At 71.1% G+C, this 26,697-nt stretch carries 27 protein-coding genes and 2 pseudogenes; 16 read left to right on the forward strand and 13 right to left on the reverse strand.

What is annotated here, in order from left to right:
- Positions 1-10: 10 nt before the first annotated feature.
- On the reverse strand, positions 11-409 hold the full coding sequence (locus ACFYUS_RS21735) for a molybdopterin-binding protein (RefSeq protein ID WP_388854385.1): 399 nt from the start codon (positions 407-409) through the stop codon (positions 11-13).
- A gap of 147 nt (positions 410-556) precedes the next feature.
- Between ACFYUS_RS21735 and ACFYUS_RS21740 the strand changes: the two genes are divergently transcribed.
- A complete protein-coding gene (locus ACFYUS_RS21740) occupies positions 557-1,105 on the forward strand; it encodes a GNAT family N-acetyltransferase (protein WP_388854388.1) in 549 nt (182 codons plus the stop codon).
- A 98-nt stretch (positions 1,106-1,203) separates the two neighbouring features.
- On the opposite strand, the gene ACFYUS_RS21745 is transcribed toward ACFYUS_RS21740, so the two are convergent.
- A complete protein-coding gene (locus ACFYUS_RS21745; RefSeq protein WP_388854390.1) occupies positions 1,204-1,947 on the reverse strand; it encodes a TetR/AcrR family transcriptional regulator in 744 nt (247 codons plus the stop codon).
- A gap of 116 nt (positions 1,948-2,063) precedes the next feature.
- Between ACFYUS_RS21745 and ACFYUS_RS21750 the strand changes: the two genes are divergently transcribed.
- Positions 2,064-3,287 (forward strand): saccharopine dehydrogenase family protein, encoded by a 1,224-nt coding sequence (locus ACFYUS_RS21750; protein ID WP_388854393.1) that lies wholly within the window; start codon positions 2,064-2,066, stop codon positions 3,285-3,287.
- A gap of 372 nt (positions 3,288-3,659) precedes the next feature.
- Complete coding sequence (locus tag ACFYUS_RS21755; RefSeq protein ID WP_388854396.1) at positions 3,660-4,049, forward strand: hypothetical protein; 390 nt, start codon at positions 3,660-3,662, stop codon at positions 4,047-4,049.
- A 306-nt stretch (positions 4,050-4,355) separates the two neighbouring features.
- Here the strand turns inward: ACFYUS_RS21755 and ACFYUS_RS21760 are convergent, their stop codons facing one another.
- From ACFYUS_RS21760 to ACFYUS_RS21775, 4 genes are all read right to left on the reverse strand, one after another.
- Positions 4,356-4,850: a DUF1877 family protein gene (locus ACFYUS_RS21760; protein ID WP_388854398.1), complete on the reverse strand. Its 495-nt coding sequence runs from the start codon at positions 4,848-4,850 to the stop codon at positions 4,356-4,358.
- Positions 4,851-4,998: 148 nt separating this feature from the next.
- The gene (locus tag ACFYUS_RS21765; protein WP_388854401.1) at positions 4,999-6,414 is read right to left on the reverse strand and encodes a sulfatase; all 1,416 of its coding nucleotides are present in this window, start codon (positions 6,412-6,414) and stop codon (positions 4,999-5,001) included.
- Between the two features lie 128 nt (positions 6,415-6,542).
- Positions 6,543-6,650 (reverse strand): putative leader peptide, encoded by a 108-nt coding sequence (locus tag ACFYUS_RS21770; RefSeq protein ID WP_388854404.1) that lies wholly within the window; start codon positions 6,648-6,650, stop codon positions 6,543-6,545.
- A 105-nt stretch (positions 6,651-6,755) separates the two neighbouring features.
- Positions 6,756-7,118: a MerR family transcriptional regulator gene (locus ACFYUS_RS21775; protein ID WP_388855128.1), complete on the reverse strand. Its 363-nt coding sequence runs from the start codon at positions 7,116-7,118 to the stop codon at positions 6,756-6,758.
- 71 nt (positions 7,119-7,189) lie between these two features.
- Here ACFYUS_RS21775 and ACFYUS_RS21780 point away from each other — a divergent pair, with 71 nt between their 5' ends.
- The 3 genes from ACFYUS_RS21780 to ACFYUS_RS21790 all read left to right on the forward strand — a co-directional run bounded on the left by ACFYUS_RS21780 (position 7,190) and on the right by ACFYUS_RS21790 (position 9,648).
- Entirely contained in the window at positions 7,190-8,308 is a 1,119-nt protein-coding gene (locus tag ACFYUS_RS21780) for an alkene reductase (protein ID WP_388854407.1), read from the forward strand.
- Between the two features lie 352 nt (positions 8,309-8,660).
- Positions 8,661-9,401 carry a hypothetical protein gene (locus ACFYUS_RS21785; RefSeq protein ID WP_388854410.1) on the forward strand — a complete coding sequence of 247 codons (741 nt, stop codon included), beginning with the start codon at positions 8,661-8,663 and terminating at the stop codon, positions 9,399-9,401.
- Between the two features lie 16 nt (positions 9,402-9,417).
- Positions 9,418-9,648 carry a hypothetical protein gene (locus tag ACFYUS_RS21790; protein ID WP_388854413.1) on the forward strand — a complete coding sequence of 77 codons (231 nt, stop codon included), beginning with the start codon at positions 9,418-9,420 and terminating at the stop codon, positions 9,646-9,648.
- A gap of 708 nt (positions 9,649-10,356) precedes the next feature.
- Here ACFYUS_RS21790 and ACFYUS_RS21795 read toward each other — a convergent pair.
- Positions 10,357-11,637, reverse strand: a complete 1,281-nt coding sequence (locus ACFYUS_RS21795; protein ID WP_388854416.1) for a beta-ketoacyl-[acyl-carrier-protein] synthase family protein — start codon at positions 11,635-11,637, stop codon at positions 10,357-10,359.
- Positions 11,638-11,702: 65 nt separating this feature from the next.
- On the opposite strand from ACFYUS_RS21795, the gene ACFYUS_RS21800 reads away from it, so the two are divergent.
- Positions 11,703-12,320 carry a TetR/AcrR family transcriptional regulator C-terminal domain-containing protein gene (locus ACFYUS_RS21800; protein WP_388854419.1) on the forward strand — a complete coding sequence of 206 codons (618 nt, stop codon included), beginning with the start codon at positions 11,703-11,705 and terminating at the stop codon, positions 12,318-12,320.
- A gap of 36 nt (positions 12,321-12,356) precedes the next feature.
- Positions 12,357-12,833, forward strand: a complete 477-nt coding sequence (locus tag ACFYUS_RS21805; RefSeq protein WP_388854422.1) for a transposase — start codon at positions 12,357-12,359, stop codon at positions 12,831-12,833.
- Between the two features lie 131 nt (positions 12,834-12,964).
- Here the strand turns inward: ACFYUS_RS21805 and ACFYUS_RS21810 are convergent, their stop codons facing one another.
- Complete coding sequence (locus ACFYUS_RS21810; RefSeq protein ID WP_388855131.1) at positions 12,965-13,417, reverse strand: DUF6236 family protein; 453 nt, start codon at positions 13,415-13,417, stop codon at positions 12,965-12,967.
- On the reverse strand, positions 13,327-13,821 hold the full coding sequence (locus ACFYUS_RS21815; protein ID WP_388854424.1) for a DUF6236 family protein: 495 nt from the start codon (positions 13,819-13,821) through the stop codon (positions 13,327-13,329). Before ACFYUS_RS21815 ends, ACFYUS_RS21810 begins: the two co-directional genes overlap by 91 nt.
- Before the next feature lie 603 nt (positions 13,822-14,424).
- Here ACFYUS_RS21815 and ACFYUS_RS21820 point away from each other — a divergent pair.
- Positions 14,425-14,760: pseudogene (locus tag ACFYUS_RS21820) on the forward strand (transposase); the annotation flags it as partial.
- Positions 14,761-14,778: 18 nt separating this feature from the next.
- Here ACFYUS_RS21820 and ACFYUS_RS21825 read toward each other — a convergent pair.
- Entirely contained in the window at positions 14,779-15,630 is an 852-nt protein-coding gene (locus tag ACFYUS_RS21825; RefSeq protein ID WP_388854427.1) for a dienelactone hydrolase family protein, read from the reverse strand.
- A gap of 97 nt (positions 15,631-15,727) precedes the next feature.
- Between ACFYUS_RS21825 and ACFYUS_RS21830 the strand changes: the two genes are divergently transcribed.
- Together ACFYUS_RS21830 and ACFYUS_RS21835 are read left to right on the forward strand one after the other, a co-directional pair.
- On the forward strand, positions 15,728-16,699 hold the full coding sequence (locus ACFYUS_RS21830; RefSeq protein ID WP_388854431.1) for a GlxA family transcriptional regulator: 972 nt from the start codon (positions 15,728-15,730) through the stop codon (positions 16,697-16,699).
- 185 nt (positions 16,700-16,884) lie between these two features.
- A complete protein-coding gene (locus ACFYUS_RS21835) occupies positions 16,885-17,382 on the forward strand; it encodes a hypothetical protein (RefSeq protein ID WP_388854434.1) in 498 nt (165 codons plus the stop codon).
- Between the two features lie 681 nt (positions 17,383-18,063).
- Here the strand turns inward: ACFYUS_RS21835 and ACFYUS_RS21840 are convergent.
- A pseudogene (locus tag ACFYUS_RS21840) lies at positions 18,064-18,424 on the reverse strand (MerR family DNA-binding transcriptional regulator); the annotation flags it as partial.
- Between the two features lie 263 nt (positions 18,425-18,687).
- The gene (locus ACFYUS_RS21845; protein ID WP_388854437.1) at positions 18,688-19,311 is read right to left on the reverse strand and encodes a DJ-1/PfpI family protein; all 624 of its coding nucleotides are present in this window, start codon (positions 19,309-19,311) and stop codon (positions 18,688-18,690) included.
- 93 nt (positions 19,312-19,404) lie between these two features.
- On the opposite strand from ACFYUS_RS21845, the gene ACFYUS_RS21850 reads away from it, so the two are divergent.
- Positions 19,405-20,742, forward strand: a complete 1,338-nt coding sequence (locus ACFYUS_RS21850; protein WP_388854439.1) for a PLP-dependent aminotransferase family protein — start codon at positions 19,405-19,407, stop codon at positions 20,740-20,742.
- Here ACFYUS_RS21850 and ACFYUS_RS21855 read toward each other — a convergent pair.
- Positions 20,735-21,352 carry a hypothetical protein gene (locus ACFYUS_RS21855; RefSeq protein WP_388854442.1) on the reverse strand — a complete coding sequence of 206 codons (618 nt, stop codon included), beginning with the start codon at positions 21,350-21,352 and terminating at the stop codon, positions 20,735-20,737. The two genes, ACFYUS_RS21850 and ACFYUS_RS21855, sit on opposite strands and share 8 nt — an antisense overlap.
- A 244-nt stretch (positions 21,353-21,596) precedes the next feature.
- Between ACFYUS_RS21855 and ACFYUS_RS21860 the strand changes: the two genes are divergently transcribed.
- From ACFYUS_RS21860 to ACFYUS_RS21875, 4 genes are all read left to right on the forward strand, one after another.
- Positions 21,597-22,349, forward strand: coding sequence for a hypothetical protein (locus ACFYUS_RS21860; protein ID WP_388854445.1), 753 nt, complete (start codon positions 21,597-21,599; stop codon positions 22,347-22,349).
- A gap of 297 nt (positions 22,350-22,646) precedes the next feature.
- Positions 22,647-23,456, forward strand: a complete 810-nt coding sequence (locus tag ACFYUS_RS21865) for an MFS transporter (protein ID WP_388854448.1) — start codon at positions 22,647-22,649, stop codon at positions 23,454-23,456.
- A 713-nt stretch (positions 23,457-24,169) separates the two neighbouring features.
- On the forward strand, positions 24,170-24,715 hold the full coding sequence (locus tag ACFYUS_RS21870) for an MOSC domain-containing protein (RefSeq protein ID WP_388854451.1): 546 nt from the start codon (positions 24,170-24,172) through the stop codon (positions 24,713-24,715).
- Positions 24,716-24,920: 205 nt separating this feature from the next.
- Positions 24,921-26,585, forward strand: a complete 1,665-nt coding sequence (locus ACFYUS_RS21875; RefSeq protein ID WP_388854454.1) for a hypothetical protein — start codon at positions 24,921-24,923, stop codon at positions 26,583-26,585.
- Positions 26,586-26,697: the final 112 nt, after the last annotated feature.

Here is a 26,697-nt window from a genome sequence, read left to right on the forward strand (position 1 = left end):
GGCCGCCGGTTCAGGAGAGGTCGATGTGCACGCTGGTCGACTTCACCCGCGCGGTGACCGTGACGCCGACCTCCAGGGCCAGCTCCTCGACGGCCTCGCGCGTCACCAGCGACACCAGGCGGTGCGGCCCGGACTGGACCTCGACCTGCGCGGCCACGTCGTCGACCCGTACCGCGGTCACGATCCCGACGAACGAGTTCCGCACGGACGTCGGCACGCCGTCGTCCGGCACGGCGTGCAGCCCCGCCCCGCGCTCCGCCGCGAAGCGTGCCAGCGCCGCCCCGTCGATGACGCGCTTGCCGGCCCCGTCACGCTCCATGCCGAGCTTGCCGCCGTCCGCCCACCGGCGAACGGTCTCCGAACTGACTCCGAGCAGCTGCGCGGCCTGCCCAATGCTGTACGACGGCACACCCGCACTCTAGGCCACGGCGGCCGCCGGGGGCGCGAGGCGTCCGAAGCCCGAGGACCGGGCCGTCATGCCCACCTGCCCGCCGCCCGTCCTCCGCCGTTGCCGCACCCGCGCCTCCGAACCGCCCACAGGCCCTAACGTTGACCCATGCTCAAGACGCCGTCGCGGGTCGAACTCCACCCGCTCACCCTCTCCGACCAGGACGAGTTCTGCGGGCTCGTCCGGGCCAGCGCCGCACTGCACGGGCCGTGGATGCAACTGCCCACCACCGCGGAGGACTTCCGGGCCTGGATGCGTCGCTTCGACGACGGCACCAACCTGGGCTTCCTGATCCGTGTCAGGGAGACCGGCGAGGCCGCCGGAACGGTCAACATCAACTCGATCATCCGGGGCCGCTACCAGGGCGCCTCCCTCGGCTACGCGGCGTTCGCCCCGTCCGCGGGCCACGGCTACATGACCGAGGGCCTCGCCGCCATCCTCCGGTACGCCTTCACCGACCTGCGGCTCCACCGCCTGGAGGCCAGCATCCAGCCGGCGAACAAGCCGTCCCTCGCCCTGGTCCAGCGACTGGGCTTCCGCTACGAAGGGGTCTCGCCCGCCTACCTCTACATCGACGGGGACTGGCGCGACCACGAACGCTGGTCCATCACCGCACCGACCCCCTGGACCCCGGACCCGTCCCTTCCCGAGGTCTGAGCCGCGCGCCGGCCACAGCCCCGCACATCGCTGTCAGCCTCCGGCTGCAGGCCGAGAACCGCGACGAGGCGGTGCGGGGCATCGCCCGCATCCACGCCTCACTGCTTCACACCCGACTCGGTCTCCGAACCGCGCGGCGGGCGCGAGGCGAGCAGCCGGTCCTCCGCCTGGCCCAGGAGCGTGTCCAGCAGCACGGGATACGCGCTGTGGTTCATGCGGTCCGCCAGCAGGGGCGCGGTCGCGGCGATGTGGGGGTGGGTCTCGGCGGGCAGGCGGGCGTAGGTGGAGGTCCACATGTCCTCGTCCGCCTCCCTGACCTCGTCCTTGATGGCCAGCGCGCCCGCGTCCAGGGCGGCGAAGGCCAGGGCCAGGTCGATGAAGGCGTGGTACACGGCGACGGCGGCCGCGTCGCCGAAGCCCGCGTCGCGCAGGATGCCGAGGATCGTCTCGTCGACCTGGATCTCCCGGGGGCGGCCGGTGACGCGGCTGGCGGTCAGCAGGGCGGCCTGGGGGTGGGCGAGGTAGGAGGCGTGGACGGCCAGGCCCAGGGCGCGCAGGTCGGCACGCCATTCCCCGGTGGCCGTCCAGCTGTCCAGGGCCCGCCCCATCAGTTCCTCGCCGATGGCCCGGGTCAGGCCGTCCATGCCGGCGAAGTACCGGTACACGGTGCTCGGGTCGGCGCCGAGAGCGGCGCCGAGCCGGCGTGCGGTCAGTCCGGCGCTCCCGTGCTCGCGCAGCATCCGCAGCGCCGTCCGCACGATCAGTTCCTCCGACAGCACGGTGCCCTGCCGGGTCGGCCGCCGCCTGCGCCGTTCCGCCTCCGGAACCACCTTCTTCGGCACCGCGCACCCCCTCGCCGCTCCTTATGCCAACGCCGTAGACCTTAACTGCCCCGCTCGTGTTCCATCGGGGCGTTCCCGGGACTCCCCGGGAACGACTCGACGAAATGGTGTGTGACATGCGTGTACTTCTCGTGGGTGCGGGCGGCGTCGGAACCGCCGTCACCCGCATCGCGGCCCGCCGTGACTTCCTGGCCCACATGGTCGTCGCCGACTACGACCCGGCCCGCGCGGAGGCCGCCGTCGCCGCGCTCGACGACCGGGCGGGCCGGTTCAGCGCCCACCGCCTCGACGCCTCCGACGAGGCCGCGGTCCGCCACCTCCTCGTCGAGGAGAACTGCGACGTGCTGCTGAACGCGACCGACCCCAGGTTCGTGATGCCCCTGTTCAACGCGGCGCTGGCCGCGGGCGCTCACTACGTCGACATGGCGATGTCGCTGTCCGTGCCCCACCCCACCGCCCCCTACGAGCAGTGCGGGGTCAAGCTCGGCGACGAGCAGTTCGCCCTGGCCGAGGCCTGGGAGAAGGCCGACCGCCTCGCCCTGGTCGGCATGGGCGTCGAGCCGGGCCTGTCGGACGTGTTCGCCCGGTACGCCGCCGACGAACTCTTCGACGAGATCGAGGAGATCGGCGTCCGTGACGGAGCGAACCTCACCGTCGAGGGGTACGACTTCGCCCCCTCCTTCAGCATCTGGACCACCATCGAGGAGTGCCTCAACCCGCCCGTCGTCTACGAGAAGGACCGCGGCTGGTTCACCACGGCACCCTTCAGCGAGCCGGAGGTCTTCGACTTCCCCGAGGGCATCGGCCCCGTGGAGTGCGTGAACGTCGAGCACGAGGAGGTCCTCCTCATGCCCCGCTGGGTGGACGCGCGCCGCGTGACCTTCAAGTACGGCCTCGGCGACGACTTCATCGCCAAACTGAAGACCCTCCGCGACCTGAGCCTCGACTCCACGGCGAAGGTCACCGTCCCCGGCGCCGACGGGCCGGTCCAGGTCTCCCCGCGCGATGTCGTGGCCGCCTGCCTGCCCGATCCCGCCGCACTGGGCGACCGCATGAAGGGCAAGACCTGCGCGGGCACGTGGGTCAAGGGAACCAAGGACGGCGCGGCGCGCGCGGTGTACCTGTACCACGTCGTCGACAACGAGTGGACGATGCGCGAGTACGGCTCCCAGGCCGTGGTCTGGCAGACCGCCCTCAACCCGGTGATCGCCCTGGAACTGATCGCCACCGGCACATGGAAGGCAAGCGGAGTCCTCGGCCCCGAGGCACTTCCGCCGCGCCCCTTCCTCGACCTGCTCGGCACGTACGGATCCCCGTGGGGGCTGCGCGAAGAGCGCTGACCCACCCGTTTCCGCGGGCACACACGACCGAGGGCGGCCGAACCCTCCCGCCCGCCCTCGGCCCCTGCGATCCACCTCCCCGGTGGCGCGGCCGATGTGCCCGCACCGGCCGACGGCGGGCCTTCGTGCTCCCCCGACTCCGTGGCCGGTGCCGTCGCGCCGGACGGTGTGCGCCTGTCCGCTGATGCCCTCGGGACTGTCGCACGTGGCCCGGATCGGGGCCGGGCCGGCCCCGCGTGGCGCAGTACGGCCTGACCTCGCCATGCCGGAAGCCGTCTCCAGCCGCAGCACCCGCCGCCACATCCCGGCCGCCGACGCCGCCCCCTCCTCGCCAAGGGCCGCGTCCTGGAGGAGCCGGGCTGGGTCCCGTACATGCGGTACGGAGAGGGCTACATCCGGCTCGTCGGCCAGGAGCACGGCCCCGACGGCGGACGAGGCCACCACCCCTGGCGCGAGGCACTGCCCGCGACGGGCCTCTCGGAGGAGGCGGTCCGCGCCGCCAGGGACACGCACCTGCCGGAGCGGCTCGCGGCGGAGGTGGCCCGCACCTTCGGCGAGCCCTTCGCCGAAGAGCCGTGGACCCACTGCCTCCTCCTCGGCCGCCAGGCCGCCCACGGGGCCCGCCTGCTCGGTCCGCCCCCCGACGCCATGCCTCCGGCGCCCTCGACCGGATGCGGCACTCCGCCGTCACCGCCGCGGACCCCGCCGGACTCCCGCCCGAGCGCCGCCCCGAGGCGGGCCCGGCCGAGGTCCGCGCGATGACCGACCTGGCCTGGAGCGCCATCAGGGCGGGCGAACGGCTCCCCCTGCACGGCGGCAGAACTGGCCCGATCCGTGCACGACGCCGTGCGGCCCGTACACGTCCGGCCGTCACCACGGACCGACCCCCGTTGGCACACCCCGCCCGACCACGCACGCCCCCCGGGCTGGACACCCGCGACCGGCCGCACACGCGGCCTGCACGCCTTCGCCCAATGGCTCGCCCACGAGGGGATCCTGCTCGACTCCGACGAACCGCCCCGCGACGGCGGCCCGGACGCCACCGGGTGAAGCCGCCCTCTTCGAGGCTCAGGCCCACACCGCCTTGACCACGGCGTGGCCTGCCGAAGCCGCGCGACCGTAGAACCCTCGGAGCGACTCGTGATGCTCCAGGTACTCCTGTCTGAACAGAGCCTCGTCCTGGCCGTGCCCCTTGAGCCCGGCGTCGGCCCGACTCCACAACTCGTCGAAGGAGACCGCCGCGAGGAACTCGGCCGCCTGGGACACCCCGGGCGGGTCGAGGACCATCATGGGCGGGTCGTGGGGGCCGGCAACCTCGCTGTGCGCCACGGGCCGGCCGCCGTAGACCGGCAGCGAGGGCTTGTCGGCGTCCGCCGGGAGGACCTCGGCGGAGGCGTAGAGGTCGTTCACGGCGCCCCAGACCTTCGGGATCGAGTCGGCGATGCCCGCCGCGTACTCCTCGGGGTGGTTGCCCCAGGCCGCGCCCATGAACGCCGCGAGCCAGGTGTGGTCGTCCCGGAACTCGGATTCCGCGACGGCACGGAGATGCAAGGAGATGCTCATCGCTACGACTTCCCCCGCTTCGGCGGCCCGCTGCTCGGGCCGGACGGGAAGAACCTATGCGACGGCACCGACAACGGGCCGCGCGGACCACCGACGCGGCCTTCGCACCCGTCTCGGGGTCCGGCCGCACCGGGTGGGACGACGGGGCTCAGTACCGGAGCAGCCCCGCGTCGATCCGCTCCCAGGCGCCCCGCAGTTCGGCGAGCCTGGCCTGCTCGAACGGCGCCCGGTCCGCCTGCTCGCGGGAGTCCTCGGACAGGTGGAAGAGCTGGTCGCGGCCGGACTTGCCCCGGTAGTACTTCCAGTCGCCCCGGCGCAGCGCCCTCTCGCCCCGCACCCGCCAGAAGAGGTCCCGCTCGGGCACCTCGGCGCCGCGCAGCAGGTGTCCGGCGAGGCTGGTGCCGTCGAGCGGGTACGCGGGGTGGGGGCGGGCGCCGGCGAGGTCGAGGAGGGTCGCCGTCCAGTCGGGCGTGAACACCGGCAGGTCGCTGACCTGGCCGCCGTCGATCCGGGCGGGCCAGCGCAGGATCGAGGGGACGCGGATGCCGCCCTCCTGGAGGGAGCCCTTGTTGCCGGCGAGCGGCCAGTTGTAGGAGAAGCGTTCGCCGCCGTTGTCGCTGCCGAAGAAGACGAGGGTGTCCTGCTCCTGGCCGGAACGCCTCAGCGCGTCGAGGACCTTCCCGATCGAGCGGTCGAGGTCCTCGACCATCTGCTTGTACTTCTCGACCGAGCCGCCGTCCTGGTGCCAGAGGGCGGAGCGGTCGCCGGCCTTGATGCGGCGGACGATCTCGTCGCTGGTCTCCTCGTCGCCGTCGGCGATCCAGGGCCAGTGCGGGGTGGTGAAGTTCAGGTTGAGCAGCCAGGGCCTGTCGTGCTCGCGGCCGACGTACTCGCTCGCCCGCTCGGTGAGGATCCGGGTGTAGTAGCGCAGGTCCTTGTACTCGGCGTCGCCCTCGTAGAGGTCGTACTCCCCGCCGAGGCCGAGCTTGGAGTAGTACTCCAGGGCGCCGCCGAAGTTGCCGAAGAACTCGTCCCAGCCGGACTTGGTGGGGGAGTGGTCGGGCAGGTAGCCGCAGTGCCACTTGCCGATGAGGGCGGTGGCGTAGCCGGAGTCCCGCAGCAGCGAGGCGAGCGTGGGGTGGGTGGGCTCCAGACCGGCGGACTTGTCGGCGATCGGCTCGGCGAGTCCGCCCTTCGTACGGCCCGGGTAGCGCCCGGTGTAGAGGCTGAAGCGGGTGGGGGAGCAGGTCGCGGAGCCGGAGTAGGCGTCGGTGAAGCGGACGCCCTGGCGGGCGAGGCGGTCCAGGTGGGGGGTGCGGATGTGCGGGGAGCCGTACGAGGAGAGGTCGGCCCAGCCGAGGTCGTCGCCCAGGACGAAGAGGATGTTGGGCCGCGGGGAGTGGCGGCGCGGGTGCGCGGCGCGGAAGGGACGCTCCTGCGGGCCTGCCTCGGGGGCCGTGTGCGCGGCGGCCTGCGCGGCGGGCGCGGTGGCACCGAGGGCTGCCGCGGCGGCGGCACCGGCGGCGACCCCGCCGAGGGCGCGGCGGGACAAGGGCGTGGACATACGGGTCTCCAGAAGGGCGTGCGGACGTGCGGGCATGCCTCCGGGGCCCGGCGGGCGGGGGACGGCGCCGCGGGCGGGGCTGGCGGAGGAGCGAGGTGGCGGTGGCCGGGTGAGCGGGAGCCGGCTGTTCAGACGCAGCGACAGGCCGCGCCGGCGACGCGGACGAGATCCACGTGGCGGCGCCGGACGAGGGTGACCGAGAGATCACACAGAGGCTGCATGGGCCAGAGTCTCATCGAGACGGACGGACGGCGTCAACGGCGTACGGGCTGGTCAACGCGCGTAGTTCGCATGAACGAAACACCGTCGACACGCCAGGCGTCCAGGCGTCCGGGCAGGTCTCAGCCCCTGATGGTCGCGGCCTCGATGACCTCGTCCAGAACGTCACGGGAGCGGACGAGGTCGAGGATCATGCGGTCGATGCGGTCGCGTTCGACGGTCAACTCCTCGACGAGCTCACCGGTGGTGCGCTCGGTCGGGCCGCCGTCCGCGTCCCGCATGCACGGGAGGAGCAGGGCGATCTTCTTGCTGCTCAGGCCCGCCGCGTAGAGGGCCTGGATGCGGATGACCCGGTCGACGGCCCACTCCCCATAGGCGCGATGGCCCCCGGGGGTGCGCTCGGAGAGCAACAGACCCTGCTGCTCGTAGTAGCGCAGGGAACGCTCGCTCACCCCGGAGCGTCGTGCCAGCTCACCGATCCGCATCATCCGCCCCGCTCCCGCTTCCACCGGTCGCTCTTGAACCTGACATTGGTGTCAAGTTCTACGGTACCGGCATGACGAACAACGCAGGCGGATCCCGCCTCTTCGAAACCACCGCCCTCGGCCCCCTCTCCCTGCCCAACCGGCTGGTCATGGCCCCGCTGACCCGTAACCGCGCCGCCGCCGACGGGGTGCCGACACCGCTCATGGCCACGTACTACGCGCAGCGCGCCACCGCCGGCCTGATCATCGCCGAGGCCACCATGCCGAGCACCGTCGGCCAGACCTACGCCAACATCCCCGCGCTCCACACCTCCGCCCACGTGGCCGGATGGCGACGGGTCACCGACGCCGTACGGGAGGCCGGCGGACGGATGTTCGTCCAGCTCCAGCACGGCGGACGGGTCGGCCACCCGGACACCAGCGGTCACTTCCCCGTCGCGCCCTCGACGGTGGCGCTCCCCGAGGAGATCCACACCCCCGACGGGCGCCGCCCCGCCGTCGTCCCCCGTGAACTGACCGTGGAGGAGATCCGCTCGACCGTGGCCGACTTCGCCGCCGCTGCCAGGCGGGCCGTGGACGCGGGCTTCGAGGGGGTCGAGGTGCACGCCGCCAACGGTTACCTGATCCACCAGTTCCTCGCGAAGAACACCAACCTGCGCACCGACGCGTACGGCGGTCCGGTCGCCCACCGGATCCGCTTCGCGGTCGAGGTGGTCCAGGCCGTCGCGGACGCGATCGGCCCCGAGCGGGTCGGGGTACGCATCTCCCCCGGAGTAGGCGTCAACGGCATCGAGGAGGGCGACACCGACAGCATCTACCCGGCCCTCGTCTCCGCCCTGGCCGACCTGGGGCCGGCCTACCTGCACGTGGTGTTCGCCGACCCCGACCAGCCGTTGTTCCAGGAGATCCGGAAGTCCTGGCCGGGCACCCTGATCGCCAACCCCGTACTCGGGTGGGGAGGCCCGCTGCCCGCCGACGGCGGCCGCGCGGCCGCCGAGCGACTCCTCGCCGCCGGCGCCGACCTGATCTCCCTGGGCCGCGGCTTCCTGGCCAACCCCGACCTCGTCGAACGCCTGCGAACCGGCGCGCCGCTCAACGCCGTACGGGACCAGTACCTGATGTACACGGGCGGGGCGACGGGCTACACCGACTATCCCACCCTCGACGAACTCGCACGCACGGCCTCCTGAGCCCCGACGGGGGAGAGGGCTCGTCCTGTCGGCGAAGCGGTGGAGAGGCAGTGGACCGAGCGCGAACTGCGGGCACGAACCGACGAGATCGGGAGATCCACCCGTCGGTCGTCTCACGTACCGGAGGGGACCGACTGTCCTGGGGCGCGCTCGGGAACCCTGTTCGCATGGACCCTCACCGCGCCGTACCACACGGTGAGCAGCACGTAGCGACGGCAGGAAGCCTGACGCGCCTTCCCGCGAAGACCCACGCCCCCCACGCGTACGCTCAGACCATGGACCAGACCTCGGGCGACATCGACACCCCCGGCGGCTAGCAGTGGCCGCCGAACACCCTGACGGTACAACGGTCATGCGGCGGATCGAACGCCGGATGACCGGTGGCTGCCTGTTCCTCCTGGCCCTGCTGATCGTCATCGGCGGAAGCGCCGTGGCCGTCTTCTGGTACACGGTGTGGAAGACCGACAACATCACCGACAGGAACCGGACGGCGGCAGAGACCGAACACCGCGACCAGATCGACCGCGCGGCCCGCGATGCGACACGAGCACTCCGTGCGAGCGGCACCACCGACCCCGCCGTGCTCACCGCCCTCATCGGGAAGCACACCGAGGCGCCCGTCATCACCTACGACGCGACCCGCAAGAAGTTCACCGCCGAGGTCGAGATGTCGGCCTTCTACGACACGGCCGGTCTCCTGGGCGCCGGAGTCGAGCAGATCGTGTCCTGCGAGGTCTTCACCTACACCCCCGGAACCGGCCGCACCTGGCGCGTCGACGTCACCACGCGAGCAACCACCGCCTGCCGGCCCGGCAAGGAGATCGGCGAACTGGCCCGCAGAGCGACAGAAGTCCTGGACGAGCCGAACGGCGACCCGACAACCGTCGCGGAGGCCCAGCGCGTTCTCGACCGGGCGAGGTACCCGGGCCGACTGACCGTCAGAAAGGTGACACACGACGAACGCACCACCACCGTCTCCGCTCTCCTGGCCGATACGACGGGAACGACCGACCAGTGCTACCTCCTCACTCTGCCCCGCCCCGGCAACCAAGCGCGGGGCCGTTCCGCCGCGACCCCCACGAACTCATGCTGAAGCGGCCGTCCTGCCGATGGATTCCGGAGGCGAAGCCGAAGCACAAGGCTGGTCTTCATCGGATGCTGGTGCTCTTCGGGAAAGCGGCCCTGACCGGATCTGCGTGATGCGGGAAAAGACCGAGCAACTGCTCCCCGCGCTGCGGCATGATGACGGCATGGGTGATCAGACTTTCGAATGGGTGACTCTCTTCTGCTTCGAGAACGTCGCCGGCTGCCCGCGGCCGGGCCGGCTGACGGCGGTTTGACTGCGGGACCGAGGTATCGACTGGAACCCGTTCGCCGAGGACGAGGTCAGGACCGACTTGATGTGCGGCGTGCGCGCGGACGGTCGCTGGCACGGTACGGTCGCTGTTCGCTTCCGTGCCGACGCTCTCCAGCGGCTCGGGCTGCATCCCGACCAGCCGACCTCGGCGCCTGCGGACCCGCTGCCACCCCAGTGGTGGGGACCGTGGGCTCGGTGAGCTTCGGCCGTTGCCGAGCGAGGACGCGAGCTCGGAGGAGCCAGGGTGGAGCCGACGGTCACGGCATCGAGGTCCCGGCGGAGGAAACCGGCGCACGAGCGGACCGGGGCGGGAGCGTCCCGCACGGGCGCATGATCCACGAGGTCAACCGGCAGTCTCGGCCTTCACGGTCAGATCACCCGCCCAAGCGCCCTCCAGGCCCTGCTGCGCGGTGATGTCCTCCACCTGCGCCCTCCACCTGCTTGAACGCGAGTCGTCCGACGGCGAGATTCTGATCGCGGTCATGCCGGAGGAACTGGACCACGTGCTCAAGGCTCCGGAGAGCGCGTAGCCTGCCGCTCGCCCTGTCGGCCACCGCCCTGCTGGTCGACCGCCGTACCACCCTGGACCCCGAACCCTGGCGTGCGGCGGGCTGGACCGTCCACCAGCCCGGATGGTCCCGGCGTTCGGTCGATCGGCGGCGGCCGTCCACGTACGGACGATGATGTGTGTTCATGCGGATCGTGGTGCGGCGATCGGGGCTGTACGGGACGTGGACGTGTGGTGCTGCGCGCGGGTGACGATGAGTGAGACGTTCTGTCCGCCGAAGCCGAAGGAGTTGCTGAGTACGGCCTCCTGGGGGACGTCTCGTCGTTCTGCGACGACGTCGAGATCGATGTCGGGGCCGACACCGGCCGTGCTGAGGTTGCGGGTCGGCGGGATGACGCCGTGTTCCACGCTGAGGACGGCGATGAGCGCCTCGATCGCACCGGCCGCGCCGAAGAGGTGGCCGAGTGCCGCCTTGGGGGCGGTCACGGTGGCGCGGCCGAACACCTCCCGGATCGCGTGTGCCTCGGCGACGTCGCCGACCGGAGTGCCGGTGGCGTGGGCGTTGATGTGGCTGATCCGCTCGGGAGCCAGACCGGCTTGTGCGAGGGCCTTGCGCATGGCGGAGATCTGACCTGAGCCGTCGGGAGAGGGTGCCGTGATGTGGTGGGCGTCGGCGGCGATGCCGGCGCCCGTGAGCACCGCGTGGACGTGCGCGCCTCGGGCGTCGGCGTGCTCGGCGCTTTCGAGCACCACGACGGCGGCGCCTTCGCTGAGGACGAATCCGCTGCGGTCGGCGGCGAACGGCCGGGACGCCGAGGCGGGTTCGGCGGCATGCCGCGACAGCGCTTGTGCCTGGACGAAGCCGGCGACGGTGATCGGGGTGATCGCGGCCTCGGTTCCGCCCGCGATGACCACGTCCGCCTCGCCGGCGCGGATGAGCCGGGCCCCCAGGGCGATCGCCTCGGCACCGGAAGAGCATGCCGAGACGGGCGTGTAGACCCCGGCCCGCGCACCGTATTCGATGCTGATCAGCGCCGCCGCCGCATTGGGCATGAGCATCGGGACCGTACGGGGCGAGACGCGCCGGGTCCCGGACGTCTCCAGTACGTCGTCTTCTTTCAGCAGTGTCCGTACGCCCCCGATGCCCGTGCCGATCGCTGATGCGAGCCGGTCCGGGTCCACGTCCGGGGCGCCTGCATCGGCCCAGGCCTCGGCCGCCGCGGCGAAGGCCGCCTGCTGCGAGCGGTCGAGCCGCCTGGCCTGCACCGGCGTCAGCAGCTCGGCGGGGTCGACCGCCATCGTCCCCGCGACGGTGTCAGGAAGGCCGGCGCCCTCGTGGCCGCGCAGGACGTCGCCGCGGATGCCCGACTCGCCGGCGAGCAGGGCCTCCCACATGGACGCCACGTCTCCACCGAGTGGCGTGATCGCGCCGAGTCCGGTCACGACGACCTCAGTCCGGTGCATGCCCGTCCACCTTTCTTGTATGCGATACAAGTGAACGGCCTTGTTGTATCACATACAATTCGAGCGTGGAGAAGAAGCGAACCGAAGCCCGATCGACGTCGACCCGGTCACGTGACCGCGGTCGCGCGACGAGGCGCCGGCTGATCGAGACCACTGCCCGGCTCTGCAAGGAGCGGCCCGGCGCCGAGCTGAGCGTCGCGGAGATCGCGAACGCGGCAGACGCCTTCCCCAACCAGGTCACCTACTACTTCGGCTCCAAGGACTCGCTGCTCGTGCACGCCGCCTTCCTCGGCCTGCTGCACGACGCCCGACGGATCGAGCGCATCGGCCGCCAAGCCCCCGACGCGGCGACCTTCCGACGCAACATCGCCCGCGCCGTACTGGCCATGCCCTCACTCCCGTCAGTCGCACGAGCCCTCGCCGCCGCGATCTCCAGACCCGAACTCGCCCCCGTGGTCGACCGGCACCTCCAGCTGCTGTTCCGCCAATCCGAGCGCTTCGTGAACCACCTCATCGACAGCCGCGGCTGGAAAACCAGCCGACCGCTCGACGTGGAGGCCAGAACGTTCTGGAGCACCGCACTCGGCGCGGTACTCCTCGTCCGCGCCGGAGCACACGGCACAGTCGCCGACCTCGACCTCGCCGGAGCCTTGACCATCCACGACGACCCCGAGCCCGGCTAGGCCATTTCCTCGGACCATCCGATCGTCGGTCGATGCGTGCCGTCGACTGACGCCCGGCAGGCGAGGATCGAGCCGCTGTTGCCGGACCGGACACCGAAGCGGGGTGGGCGGTGGCGTGAGCGTGATCACCGGCAGGTGATCGACGCGATCGCCTTCAAGTACCGCACCGGGCCGCCGTGGATGGGCCTCTCCGAGCGCTTCGGCTCATGGAAGGGCGTCCATCATCGGCTGCGGAAGCGGGCGGCGGACGGCCCCCGGGAGAAGAAGGTCTTCACCGCCCCGCCGGCCCAGGCCGACACCGAAGGCGACCTCGACCGGGTCGTCGCGGTCGACTCCACCATCGTCCGAGCCCGCCAGGACGCCGCCGGGCCCGTCAGAAGGGGCCCCGGCCGACGAGCCGGACGACCATGCCCGGGGACGCTCCCGCGGCAGACTGGCCACCAAGCTCCGCCTCGCCGCCGACAGACGGTGCCGTCCGCTCGCCTTCGTACTCGCGCCGAGCCAGGCCGGTGACACACCCGTATTCCCAGGTCATGGCCCGCCTGCGGCCGCCCACCAGCCCTCGACCGCGACGCTTGCGAACAGCACAACACCGTCGAGCGGTGCATCAACAAGATCAAGCAGTGGAGCGCTCCGGCCACTCGCTACGACAAGACCGTCACCGTCTGCTCCGAGCGCGTACGAGAAAGGCCCGGGGGCCCTGGCGGGCGAGGGTCTCGGACGGAGGTTCCAACGAGGCGGCCGAGGCCGCGGAGGACACGTTCGTGGAGTCGTTCGGGTGAGAGGTCGCGTTCCACTCTCAGCAGGTAGGCGGCCGGTGAGGTGCGCAGCCGGGGGTCGCGGGCTTGTGCGGCGGTGTGGCGGAGCGTGGCGAGGCCGAGGATCGCGCCGGCGGCTGTGGCGAGCGGTTGGCCGGCGGGGAGGCCGCCGAGGGCGAGCGCGCCTGCGGTGCCGAGCTCGAATTTCGCGTTCATGGCGCTGAACGGGGTGGTGACCCCGAGGCCGGTCATGGCTTTCCGGAGTTCCTCCAGCGGCCGTTCGAAGGACCGGCTGACGGCGAGGTCGAGGTGCTGGTGCAGCGCCCGGGGGTCCGCGATCCCCCCAGGGAGCCACGGAGCTCGGTCGCGACGGCGTTCACCGCGTCCGTGAACGCGTCGAGTTCCGCTTGGCGGCGTGTGCGGATCCGTACGATCGTCTCCACGGGAACGGCGTCGAGATCCTGCGGCACGACGAGGCGGAGCGACAGGAGGCCGATGGCCTGTTCGAGGCTCTCCTCGGGAGCCGGTCGTGTGCCGTCGGCGCGTAGCAGCGCGCGGGCGAGGCTCTGCGCGTCCCAGCCGTGCGTGCCGTGGGAGTCGGCCTGGTCGGTGACGTCGGAGTCCGCGACCGGGTATCCCTCCGGCACGGCACGGGCCAGCTTCGGCCAGTACAGCGCGGTCAACTTGAGCCGGCGTTCGGCGCGGCAGCGAATGTAGGGGTAGTAAAGGCCGATGCGCTGCACAGACGCTCCCTTGGCCAGTCCGGCTCTTCGCAGGGCGGTGAGCCGACGACAGCGGCCCGGGAACTCTCGGAAGCGGCGGCCGGACGGGCGTGTCGATACGCCAGGGCGGCCGGAGCCGTCACCTTGGGCGCGCCCGCCTTCACGCGCCCGGCGCGGGAGACGCAGTTCGCTCTCCACTCGTGCGGGGATGACTCCGGTACCTGATCCCTGTCGGTGACGGGGGGAGTGGGCCAGGTTCCGGGAGCCGGCTTCACCGCTCTGACGCTGCTCCTCGCGCCTGCGGGGACGGGCCGTTTCGTCGGACACCGCATCGTCCGAGCAATCCCGACTCGGCGGACCGGAGGAACGCGGCAGCGATGAGCGGTGCGGATCCGGTGCTTGCCGTGGCGGATGGCAAACGGGGGCTTGAGGGAAGCCGACGGTTGCATGGATGTCTCGGGGCGGCGGTGACGCTGCTCCTCGCGGTGTCCACCGCCGCGCTTCTGGGCAGGTCGTGGAACGCCTGTGGCGTGGGAGTGAACAACGCGGCCACCAGCGGTTTCCTGCTTTGGCTGTTCATCCCGGGCCTCTGGACTCGGAGATCCTGCCGCCGTGGTGCCGCAAGTTTCCACGGTCGGCGACGCCGCGCTCGGATTCTGGAAGGCCCTGCAGGACATCTGCGACGCCGAGGACCGCGAGCACGCCGAGCGGGCCATCGAGACGTTCGCGAAGCTCTACGGCGCGCGATTCCCCAAGGCCGTCGCGAAGGTCACTGACGACCAGGACGTGCTGCCGGCCTTCTGCGACTACCCGGCCGAGCGCTGGATCCACCTGCGGACGACCAACCCGATCGAGTCGACCTTCGCCGCCGTCCGTCTTCGGACCGAGGCCACCCGGGGCGTCGGCTCCCGGGCGGCCGGACTCGCCAGGGTCTTCGAGCCGGTCGAGTCCGTCGCGGCATGAATGACCTCAAGCGATCTACAGGTCTTGGCAATTGCCCTCTGAGTGTCCGGACCGGCTCAAACGTTCGGTCAGGAAGGCGAGGATCTCGTCCCTGGCCTTCAGCGTGGGATGTCCGTCCTCGTCGACGAGGTGGGCGGTGACGACGCTGTGGGGGGACCCGACCACGTTGCGGAAGAACGGGGGCGGGTTCGTGTTCGCGGAACTGCCCGGAAGGACGCGGCCGTCGAAGGCGTCGCCGAGGAGTGCTCGGTACGCGGCGAAGCGCTGCCCGGTGCACCAGCGGTCGTTGTCGAAGCGGTAGGCGAGGACCTTCAGCCCGTCGCGCGCGATGCGGTCTTGGACCGCGCGCGCGTCCTCTTCGCTCATCTCGAGTCCGGCGGGATCGTCCAGCGGCAGTGACGGGTGGTTGACCACTGGCGCGATGACAGCCGGCTCGATCGCCATGGTGAGTGCGAAGTTGCCGGTGAAGCACAGTCCGATCGCACCGACTCCCGGACCGCCGCACTCGGCGTGGGCTTGGCGTGCCAGCCCGCGCAGCCATGCCGTGACGGGGCTGGTGCCGCCTCCCGCGAACGCGCGGAACTCGGCACTGACACACGCGCGACGGATCACCTCCTCACCGCCCTCGACCGTGGGACAGGCGCCGTCGACCCCGAAGAGTGAGGGGACGTAGACGGTGAAGCCCGCGTCCCGCACCCACCGTGCCAGCCGAAGGACGTCAGGACTGATGCCGGGCATCTCCGGCATCAGCACGACGGCCGGCCCGGAACCCGCGACATGCACCGTCTTCACCACCCCGTCCACGTCCACCAGTTGGTGGGAGAAGTCCGTGATCGCGTCGTCAAGACGTTCGTTGGGAGCGCTCATGGCGACAGCGTGGCCTGACGTACCCGCACCAGGCGATAGGCTGGATCGCCATGTGAAAGGGCGATCTCGCCATAGGCATGATGCTCGGGAGGCGAGCGTGAGCGCGCTGCGGGTTGGTGTCCTGGCCTATCCGGGCTGCTTCGCGTCCGAGGTGTTCGGCGTACCCGATCTGTTGACGATGGCCACGCACGTCGCCGGTCCGGACCACGCCGGCTACGAGGTGTCGATCGTTTCGCCTCGTCGTCGCGTCGCCGCATCAGGTGGTGCGGCGTTGGCCGTCTCTCCGCTGCGCGAGGTCGACGTTCTCGTCGTGCCGGGGTTCGAGCTCGTGCCGGGCCTCGACGTGGACGCGAAGCTCGTAGCCCTCGCCCCTGAGATTGCGGCGATCCGCTCACACGCCGCTGCGGGTGATGCCGTCGTCTCGATCTGCGTCGGTGCGTTCCTGCTCGCCGAGGCGGGGCTTCTCGACCGACGCAGGGCTACGACGGCATGGTTCCTCGCCGACGAATTGGCTCGACGCTGTCCGGGGGCTGATGTCCGACCGGAACGTCTGGTCGTCACCGACAAGGGGGTGACGACGACGGCGGCCTTCAGCGCCATGTACGACTTCGCGCTGGAACTCATCCGCCGACACAGCGGTGCCGACGTGGCACGGACAACCGCGCGGGTGGCGCTCGTCGACCATGCGCGGTCGTCCCAGACCCCATACGTCGACGCGCGGCTTCTTCCGCAGCCCGGAAACGAGTTCTCCCGCAAGGTCATGCGGCACCTCGACCAGAACCTCGCCGCCCGATACGACCTCGCCGCGTTGGCGGACACACTCAGGGTCAGCACTCGGACTCTGCTGCGGCGCTTCGCGGACGCGACCGGCCAGACTCCTCTCGAGTACCTGCAGTCGTCGCGCGTCCGTCGCGCCCGCCACCTCCTTGAGACCACGGACCGAACCGTCGCCAGCATCTCCACCGCGGTCGGGTACAAGGACTCCGGAACCTTCGCCGCTCTCTTCGCCAAGCACACCGGACGACGCCCAAGGGACTACCGCGCGACCTTCCGGCGTGGTGCCGACTGATGGCGGCCCTCCCCGGCGCGAGCTCGCCGGACTCCAACGATCGGTCACACCGCCCGTCGAGACCGCGGCCTGCTCATGATCGATCCACAGATCTTGACGATTGCTCGACTCCCCGTGCCCGTAACCCGTCGGGGCTCGACGGCCCCGCGTGACTCGCTGACAGATCTGCTTGGGATCATGCCCGCATGGACTTCGACCTCGCCCCACCGACCGGCGTCGGCCCGTTGCGGATCGGTATGACCCGGCATGAGGCCGACACGGCGCTGGACTCGCTCCGCGATCTCTCTGTGGTCTCGGAGTCCGATCGGCCGGGGCAGCACGTCCTCCGTCCCAGCGGGCTGATGATCAGCATCCACTGCATGCGCGACATGCTCGAAGCCGTCGAACTGTGGAGGCCGTCCTCTCGGACGGACCGAGTGTTGTTCCAGGGCGTGGACGTGTTCGCGCTTCCGGCCCGCGAGGTTGTCCGGCGCGTCGGTGAGTTCACCTCGATCGAGGAAGATCCTGACGACGACGCTTCGTTCATCGCCCCGGACTCGCTGTTGGGTTTCTGGCGTCCGTTCGCAGCCGACGATGAGCCGGAGGAAGAGCAGGGCCACTACTTCAGCTCGGTCCTGCTGGCACGGCCTGGCTACTACGACACCCCTGCTCAGGCTGCGGAGCGGCTCCAGCAGAGCTTGTGACGGGCCGGTCAGGAGCCAGCAGTGCTCGTTCCCGTAAGAGGCCGGATTTGAGCTTCAGGCGCCCGCTCTCCGGCAGGGCGTCGGGGTGGGACAGGATCCGGCCGATGACCGTGTGTGGGAACGGCGGACGGGCCGCAGGTGCGGTCGGGGCTGTGCGGAACGGCTGGAGGTAGGCGCGGGTGGTTCCGTAGCCGCAGGTGTAGCCGTGCGTCTTGATCTCCCCTGAGAGGGCCCCTGCGTTCGTGCAGCCCTCGGCCCCTCGCTCTTGCAGGTACGGCATGAAGTCGTCGAGCTGGTCCTGCGGCCCTGCCGCTATCCCCGGAACAGGTCAGGTCTTCCGGAGTCGTGGCGGTCGGCAGCCGTTGTACGGGCCGGTAGGCCATGCCGAGCTGACGCTGGATCGGACGTCGGCCGTGACCGGCTGCCGACAACGCGTGGACGGCGGTGTGCTTGGTGCGGGTGCGGTCGGTGAACCGATGCCCGGGCGCCGTCCGTCAGGCTGCGAGTGTGCCCGTCTCGCGATCAGGCAGGAGATCCACCGGCCGTACCGCTGCGTCAGCCCGGCTACCTGTTCGACGAAGGTCCGTCGTTCGCGCGAGGTGTTACCGCAGATGAACCGGCGGACCTGTAGACACAGGAGTCGCGTTGGTACGCGGCCAGGCCGGGAACGATGGCTTCGTACGCGGTGCGCTCACGGTGCGCGGTGTCGGCGCCGGCCCGGCTCATGGTGGCGGCGCGGCGGCCGACCTCTTCGGCGAGTTCGGGGAAGTCGCGGATGTTCTGCTTGTACGGGGAGGGCGTCACGCCCCCGAAGAGGTTCTCCGGTCGGTTGATGGTCATGGGGGTGCCGTCCCTCCTGGACCGCTCGAGTTCGGCGGTCGTGCGGGAAACGGTGCCGGCCGGTGCGTCGAGCCGGTCCCGTTCCGCGAGGAGGCGCTGATGGTGGCTTCGTAGGAGCGGCGCCCGCCGGCGCCGGTCCTGGCCGGCGGCAGCAGCCGGTCTCGTCGTAGTGGCGCAGTGTCCGGTCGGTGACGCCCGACATCCGGACCACCCCCGCAATCGAGCAGGTGGGTACGGGCTGCACCTGAGGCGGAACGGCCTCCGCCCGCCCAGGCTCGCCGAGAACAACGACGGCGAGCAGGCCTGCCCCGCCACACGGATCGCGAGGCCCGTCACGCTTTGCGGCCAGGCGAGCCGCGAGGTGCGGGGCTCGGTGCGTCGTCGAGCTGCCGGAGGGCTCCGGGGGATCCGGGAGCTACGGGGACCCGGGGGAGGGCCGAAGGAGCTGGAGTCCGGCGTACGGCGTCAGGCGAGCGTCGGCGTGGGGGCGGGCAGGTAGGGGGTGATGTTGCGCCAGGCGCGCTCGATGTACTCGTCCTTCTCGCCGACCGGGGCGACGTAGTGCAGGGCGCTCTCGGCGGCGTCCTTGCCTTCCAGTCGGGTGATGATCCAGGCGGCGAGGTAGGGGGAAGCCAGGCAGCCGCCGGCGGTGGCGATGTTGTCCTTGGCGTAGAAGGGCTGGTTGAGCACCTCGACGCCGGCCGCGACGACCCAGGGCTTGGTGATCAGGTCGGTGCAGGCGGGGACGTCGTTGAGCAGCCCGAGCTTGGCCAGGACGAGCGCGCCGGAGCACTGTGCCGCGATGAGTTGGCGCGAGGGGTCCAGGCCCCGCAGGACGCTCATGATCGCAGGGTCTTCGACGACCTCACGGGTGGCGATGCCGCTGCCGACGATGACGGCGTCAGCGGCGCACGCCTCCTCCAGCGTGGACATCTGCTCGATGACCACCCCGTTCATGGACGTCACCTTGGGGGTGGGGGTGGAGATGGTGACGCGCCAGTCGTCCGTCTTGATGCGGTTGAGCACGCCGAGCGCGATCAGGGAGTCGAGCTCGTTGTAGCCCTCGAAGGTGAGAATGGCGATGTGCATGGAGGCTGTCCTTCCGGTGAGCGCGGATCGACTGTGACGGTAGGGAACCGCGAGCAGGACAGCCAAAGAATTGTCATGAATACAATTCGGTCCATGGCAGCCCCGCGCTACAAAGCCCTGGTCGACGCACTCGCCTCCGACATCCGGACGGGGCGGCTCGCGGCGGGTGCGAGGTTGCCGACCCACCGCGCGCTGGCCGCCCGCGAGGGCATCGCGGTGGTGACCGCGACGCGGGTGTACGCCGAACTGGAGGCCATGGGCCTGGTCAGCCGGGAGCAGGGCCGCGGCACGTTCGTACGCGACCTCGCGGTTCCACCCGGCCAGGGCATCGACCAGCAGCTCGTCGCCACGGACGCGGTCGACCTCAGCTTCAACTATCCGTCGCTGCCCGGCCAGGCCGACCTCCTGCGCCAGGCCCTGCGAGAAGTGGCCGTCTCCGGCGATCTCGACTCGTTGCTGCGCTATCAGCCGCACTCGGGCCGACCCCAGGACAGGGCCTCGATCGGACGGTACCTGCGGCGCCGGGGGATCACCGCCGACGCGGACCGCATCCTCATCGTCAACGGCGCGCAGCACGGACTGGCCGTCACGGTCATGGCCACGCTCAACGCCGGCGACGTCATCGCGGTCGACGCACTCACCTATTCCGGCTTCAAGGTGCTCGCGCACGCCTTCCACCTCGACCTGGAGCCCATCCCCACCACCGCCGACGGGCCGGACCTCGACGCCCTGGAGAAGCTGTGCGCCACCCGACCGGTGCGTGCGGTCTACACCATGCCGACCCTGCACAACCCCCTGGGCTGGGTCATGACGGAAGCCGACCGCGCCCGCCTGATCGGGATCGCCCGGCGGCACGGCGTACTCGTCATCGAAGACGCCTCGTACGCCTATCTGGTCGAGAACCCCCCGCCGCCGCTGGTGGCGACCGCGCCGGACATCACCGTCTACGTCTCGGGGCTGTCCAAGAGCGTCGCCACGGGCCTGCGGGTGGGTTTCGTCCTCGCCCCGCCGACCACGGTGCCGCCACTCGAACGCGCGATCCGAACGACCACCTGGAACACCCCGGCCCTGACCACGGCGATCGCCTGCCGCTGGCTCGACGACGGCACGGTGGACCAGTTGGAGGCGCGGAAGCGAGACGACGCCAAGGCCCGCCAGGCCCTCGCCGCGCAAGAACTGGCAGGGCTACCGCTCGTCGGCCATCCCTCGTCCTACTTCACCTGGGTGCCGCTGCCCGACGACGCACGCGCCGACCGCCTGACCGCCACCCTCGCGCGCCACCGCATCTCGGTCACCACGGCGGAGCCGTTCACCACCTCGGCCCACACGCCGCAGGCGATCCGCCTCGCCCTGGGCTCGACCGACCTCCACAGCCTCCGAACGACGCTGCGCACGGTACGGCGCCTCGCCATCGAAGACGCCTTCACCTGAACCCGTTTGCACGCGGGCCGAAAAGCACACGGCCACCTCCTCGCCGGCGCGGCGGCCGTCGGCAGCCGAAGTGCCAGATCCGCCGTCGTCCGCACCACCAGCGGACGCTAGGCGACCCTGCTCTCCTCCACGAGACGGTCCCGCAGAAGCGCCACTGCCCGCTCGGCATCGTCCAGGAAGAGCCCCAGGCCCTCGATCGCCCCCTGCGTACCTCCGGATCGGGGTCGCCTGCGTAGGCGACGAAGGTGTCGGCATGCTCACGCGTCAGGTTCGCCGTGTCCGGGCAGATCGTGGAATCCTCCCCGTCCGGGCCGCAGATGACGGCATGTACCTCTTCAGCGCCGATCACTTCCCGCCCGATGCTGAGCACCAGCGCGACGACCTCCCCACGGTCAGGCGTCGCCGGATCGTCCGCCGTTGCGAACAGGAACGGCAGACTGGCCACCGTGCTCGAATGCACGCTCCCTTGATGGAGCACCGCGCCGTAGAAGTTGCCGAACGCCTCCTCCCGTACGTCGGGATCGGGCGAGACCATGTCGCGCAGCCATCCCGGCACGTCGTCGGCCGGCCCGTAGGCGTGCTCCAAGGACGCCCAGTCGATGCCCTCCAAGTCGCTTCCGTCTTTGGGTCGTCCCGGTCAGGAACACGTTCGGCGTGGAGGCCGTGATCGCGGTGCAGGTCCCGGGCACCGAGAGCGGGGGGCTGGACGAGGTCACTGCTGCGCGGTTCCGCGACAGCGTGAAGCCGCCGCCGAATTTGGCCGGTCGACGGTCGATGGGGTTGGGTACGCATGTCAATGAGTTCGATCATGGTCCGGTCGTCTCCGGGCATGGTCAAGGTATCGGAGGAGTCCGGTGAAGGCTGTAATACGGGGGGCCGCCGTCGCGGCGGTAATGGCGCTTGCCCTGACCGGGTGCAAAGACGGGAGCGCCCCGGCGGAAGGCGCGGCGAAGGGCAGCCCGAACACGGGAGAGGCGACGGCGAAGCCGCCCGCCAAGGGAAGCGGAGAGCCGTCGGCACCCGCTGACGCCAAGGGAGGCGGAGAGTCGTCGGCACCCGCCGACAGCAAGGGCGTGACGCCGAACTTCCCGCCGGTCTGGGTGGACGCGACGGGCCTGTACTACGCGCTACCGTCCGACGGCAGCGTCGGCGACGTCATGGTCGGGGGTGATCCCGTCGTGGTCCAGGGCGACGATGTGGTCAAGGGCTGCTCCAAGCTGACGCAGTCGCCGTGTGCCGGGATTCAGGCGATCGGGAACAGGGACATGGAGGCCCGGGGCTCCGCGGACGAGGCGCGAGTGGAGTTCACCCTCTTCACCTTCGCCACGGCGAAGGACGCGTCCACGACGATGAAGGACCTGGCGGAGCACGAACGCAAGGAGAGCGCAGAGTACGGCGAGCCGGCGAAGCCGGTGACAGTGGACGCCGGCGCAGACGAGACCGAGGCGATGCAGGACGGCGACAGGTTCGATGTCGTCATGCGCATCGGCGCCGTCGTGGCGCACCTCCACGCGAGCGACACCGAGCTCGGCAACGTGGAGTATGCGGCGAAGGTCCAGATCGCTCGCGTGAAGTCCGTCTCGAACGGCATCAACCCGGACCGCTGACCCCCGGGCGGTTCGCGAAAGGGCCCCTGTCGGCACCCGAAGTGTCGGGAGGGGCCCCTCTTCCAGCCGCAGGAGTCCGGGCTCCGGTACAACTTCTGGGCTCTGTCGCACTTTGCTGGTGCCGTTGGGTGAGCACCGCTGCTGACGGTGATCCGTCCAGTTCGCGGCGAGGTCAGTGGTCTGTTCTCAGAAAGGCGGCGGAGACGGAGCGACGTTCTGGGTGGGCGCGGGGGTCAGATCCACCAGGCGTGTTCCGCTGTGTCCCTCTCTGACCACCGAAAGTGCGACAGAGCCCGGATGGCCACCGCGCCGGCCACCGGTGCGTTCTGGGCCGTCGGCTTCGCCATCGTCACCGCCGCCGCGGGACCGGCCCGCTCCACCCGGGCCGTCGGCGTCATGATGGGCGGCCTGACCCTGGCCAATGTCGTCGGTGTACCGATCGGCTCCTTCGTCGGCCGGTACACCGGCTGGCGCGGCCCCTTCTGGGCCTTGGCTGCCCTCGCGGGTCTCGCGGCGGTGTTCGTCCGCCGCTTCATCCCCCGTACGGAACGGCGGGCCGGGATCTCGGTACGGGCCGAGGTCCGCGCCCTGCGGCAGGGCCGGCTGTGGCTCGTCCTGGCCGCCGCCGTACTGGTCATGGGCGGTGTCCTGGCCACGTACACCTACCTCACCCCGCTCCTCACCGACCGCGCCGGCGTCCCGGCCGGAGCCGTCCCCCTGGTCCTGATCGCCTCCGGACAGGCGCCCTCCCGCCTGCGTGCCAACCTGGTCCGCTTCGCCCCGGGCGCCCGTATCCACTGGCACACCCACACCGTCGGACAGACCCTGCACGTCGTCTCCGGCGTCGCCTCCATCGGCACCCGCGACGGCACCGTCCTCGAAGCCCACCCCGGCGAGACCGTCAGCTGCCCACCCGGAGAGGAGCACTGGCACGGCGCGGCCCGCGACCGCGTCATGGAACACATCGCGATCCGGGAAGCCACAACGGACGACACTCCGGAGACGACCTGGGCCGACCCCGTCACCGACACGCAGTGCAACAGCCCCGCATACGCAACCACCGAGAGGTCCCGAGCGAGGAAAGGGAACACCACTTGGACCGAATGACGCGCCCCGCCGGCTGAGCAGCCCCCCGCGGAGCCGCACCCGGCACGAGGCATGAGCGAACGGCCAGGACAGCCCGACCCGACACCCTGACCACTGTCACCGCAGCCTCCAACCCCGCAACACATCCGCCAAGGACCCGGCCGGGTGACTGCCCCCGAACACCTCACACCACCGCACCTACGTCGCGACCTGAGCCGCCACCAAGCCCCGCCGGAACCTCGCCACCGACGAGAAGAAGCGCCAGCCCCTCCTCACTCACTCCCTCCCACGCGGCTCCGGGACGACGACTTCATACGATGGCTCCGTGCTCCGGACGAAGCGGTGGTGCAGGGGAAGGCCCTGCCCCCTGACCAGAAGCAGCGCGCGGAGCTTCCCCGCCCCGGGGAGCGCTCCAACGAGCCCGTACGGGAACGGGCCGTTACGGTGGTGGAGCGCTCCCGATGAGCGCGTTCCCGAGCGGCCCCACGTACTTCGCACGGCGTGGGGCCGCTGATCCTCGGCTCGTCCCTGGCAGACAGCTGAGCGGCAGCCAGGGGCGAGCGGATCAGCCAGTCGCGGGGGCGGCTCGTCCGCTGCTCCGATGTCGTAGGCGCGCGCCTCTGGGACGAGCGGCAGTACGACCAGGCGGGAGCCGCAATCAGGGGGCGGGGGTCCCGCGGTGCTCCTCCTTTAGGATCGGCCGGGTAAGGATTCGGTGAGAGACGGGTTGGGTGATGGGCGGCACAGTCACGGCGGTGAGCCGCAGCGCGACCTATGCGTTCAGCAAGCCGAACCGAGGAGCGATCAACCTTCTCGCCGGGCTGGGCGTCGAGGGGGATGTCCATGCGGGGGAGACGATCCGCCATCAGTTCCGCATGACCTACGAGCCGGATCTGCCCAACCTGCGCCAGGTCCACCTGATGCATGCGGAGCTCTTCGACGAGCTCGCGCTCAAGGGCTTCGACGTCTCCGCCGGTCAGCTCGGGGAGAACATCACCACGCGCGGCGTCGACCTGCTCGGGCTCCCGACCGGAACACTGCTGCATCTGGGCGGTGAAGCGGTGGTCGAGGTGACAGGGCTGCGGAATCCGTGCGCGAAGATCAACGACTTCCGGTCGGGACTGCTCGGCGAGATGTTCTCCTTCGAGCCCGACGCAGAGGAACTCACCTTCAAGTCAGGCGTGATGGCGGTCGTCCGCCAGGGCGGCCCTGTGACGCCTGGTGACACCGTCGTGATCGAACTCCCGCCGACTCCCCACCGGCGATTGGAACGTGTCTAGACAGGGGGGAGAAACCTTCCCGGTAAGGGGAGCCTGCCTGATCAGATCAGATCAGATCAGATCCGACGTGATCTGCCCGCTCCCTCCCGCACACGGGCCGTCTGTTCCCCGTTCGTGCGGGCTCGGGCTGGTCGTTGGCGGTGTGGCTGTCGGCACCCGCGTACCTGTCTGCCGATGCCGCCTGGCCGTGGTCGATACTGCCTGTATGGGGGATCACGACACCGTCCGGGTGCGTCTGCGCGCCGCTCTGTGCGCCGACGATCCGTGGAGCGCGTTGCACGCGCTGAACACCGACCGGCCCGGTGGCCTCGCCGAGGCGGTCGAGGAGTTGTACCGGTCGGATACGGACCGGGCTGTCTTCCGCCCCCACCTCGCCTGGCTCCTTCGGGCGCTCGGCGGGGCCGGGGACGAGGTGTTGCTGCGGTTGTTCGCCGAGCCCGCGCTCACCGCCGACGATCGTCAGGACCTGCTGAGGGCCGCCGTGGCGCGCGGGCTGCGGCTGCCCGCGGAGCTGCTGCGCACGTACGGGGAGGAGGCGCCGGCGTCCGGTGGGAGCGATGGGCGTGCCGACGGCACGCCCGCCCCTGAACTCGTCGATGCCATGGGACTCTCCGGCGACCCGTCCTTCGCCCCGAGCCTCGGTGCCCTCCTTGGAGATCCTGCTGTGCGCGGCCGCGCCGCGCTCGCGCTGGGCCGCCTCGGTGTCCGCGAGTGGACGGCATCGATCGCCGGCCGGCTGTCCGGGGTGACCGGACTCGACCACGCCGCGTTCACCGTCGCGTTGGAGCTGATGGGGGATCCCACCGCCGTGCCGTACCTGCTTCGATGGCTGGCCGAGAGAGGCGAGGAGCGGGTGTACGACGTCCACCACGCGCTCGTACGGCTCACCGGGCGGGACCCGCTCCTGCCGGAGCGGGCGAGCGGGGCGGCGTACGCGGCGGCCGTGCGTGCTGTCTGGGCCGACGGGCGCACCGAGCGCGAGCCCGTGGTGGTGCGGGACGCCGTCGTCGAGTCCGGCGTGTGGGCCCGGTTCTCCGTCGACGGAGGAGCGGGCCGGATCAGGGTCGCCTTCGACCTGCCGTCGCCCGGTTCTTCCTGGCCGCGCTGGGACCGGTCCCTGACGGTCGACGGGAAGCCGCTGTACCGGGTCGGATCGTTCTGCGGCACGTGCGAGCTGGGCCTGACGTTGCTGGGCTGGCCGGGCGACGAGGCGGCCCGGATCGCGGCCGGCATGCGTGGGCGGCTGGCCGACCTGGACCGGCTCGACACCGCGCTGCTCGCCGAATGGAGCCCCGTACTCGGTGAGCTGGAGACCGGTCATTACCGTGCTCTTCTGCTCGACCTCCCGCTGGAGCGGGTGTCCGATCCGGCCCGGTCGTGGTGGTACCGCCGCGTGGCGGCCCGGGCGGAGGAGGACGGCGACGACTCCGAATACGGCGAGGACCGTCCCGAGGACCACTGGCCCGGCGTCCCGCACTTCCAGCTCACCGCGCCCGTTCCGGGCGGCCGGGTGCCGTTCACGTACGGCGCCCTCCTGCCCTCGCAGCCGCCGCAGGCGTTCGACCCGGCGGCCGTCGCCCGGCACGCGGCCGCCATCGCGGCGGGAAAGCGTCCCGCCGCCGTGGTCCTCGGCTGGATCGACGACCGGTACGTGGAGGCCCGCCACAAGGAGCGGTGGCTGGTGGGTGCGGTACTCGACGGTCATCACCGGCTCGCCGCGTACGCAGCCGCCGGCGTGCCGGCCCGGGTGCTCCTGCTCGCCCGCGTGGGCGGAGGCGGCGGCGCCGACGGCGGCCTGGAGGGACTGGCGGAGGTGGCCGCGGCGTACGGCTGCCACCAGGACCGACGGCGCCGCCGCGAGCGGGCATGAACGTGCGGGCCGGTACGGACACGAGTGGCGGCCAGCCCTGTCGTTCGCACGCCGACCATCATGACCATCACCGGGCCTGCTCACCGTCGACGCCGCTGTACGCGGAGAACGC

The sequence above is a fragment of the Streptomyces sp. NPDC004284 genome (assembly GCF_042874035.1).
In the GTDB taxonomy this organism is placed as follows: domain Bacteria; phylum Actinomycetota; class Actinomycetes; order Streptomycetales; family Streptomycetaceae; genus Streptomyces.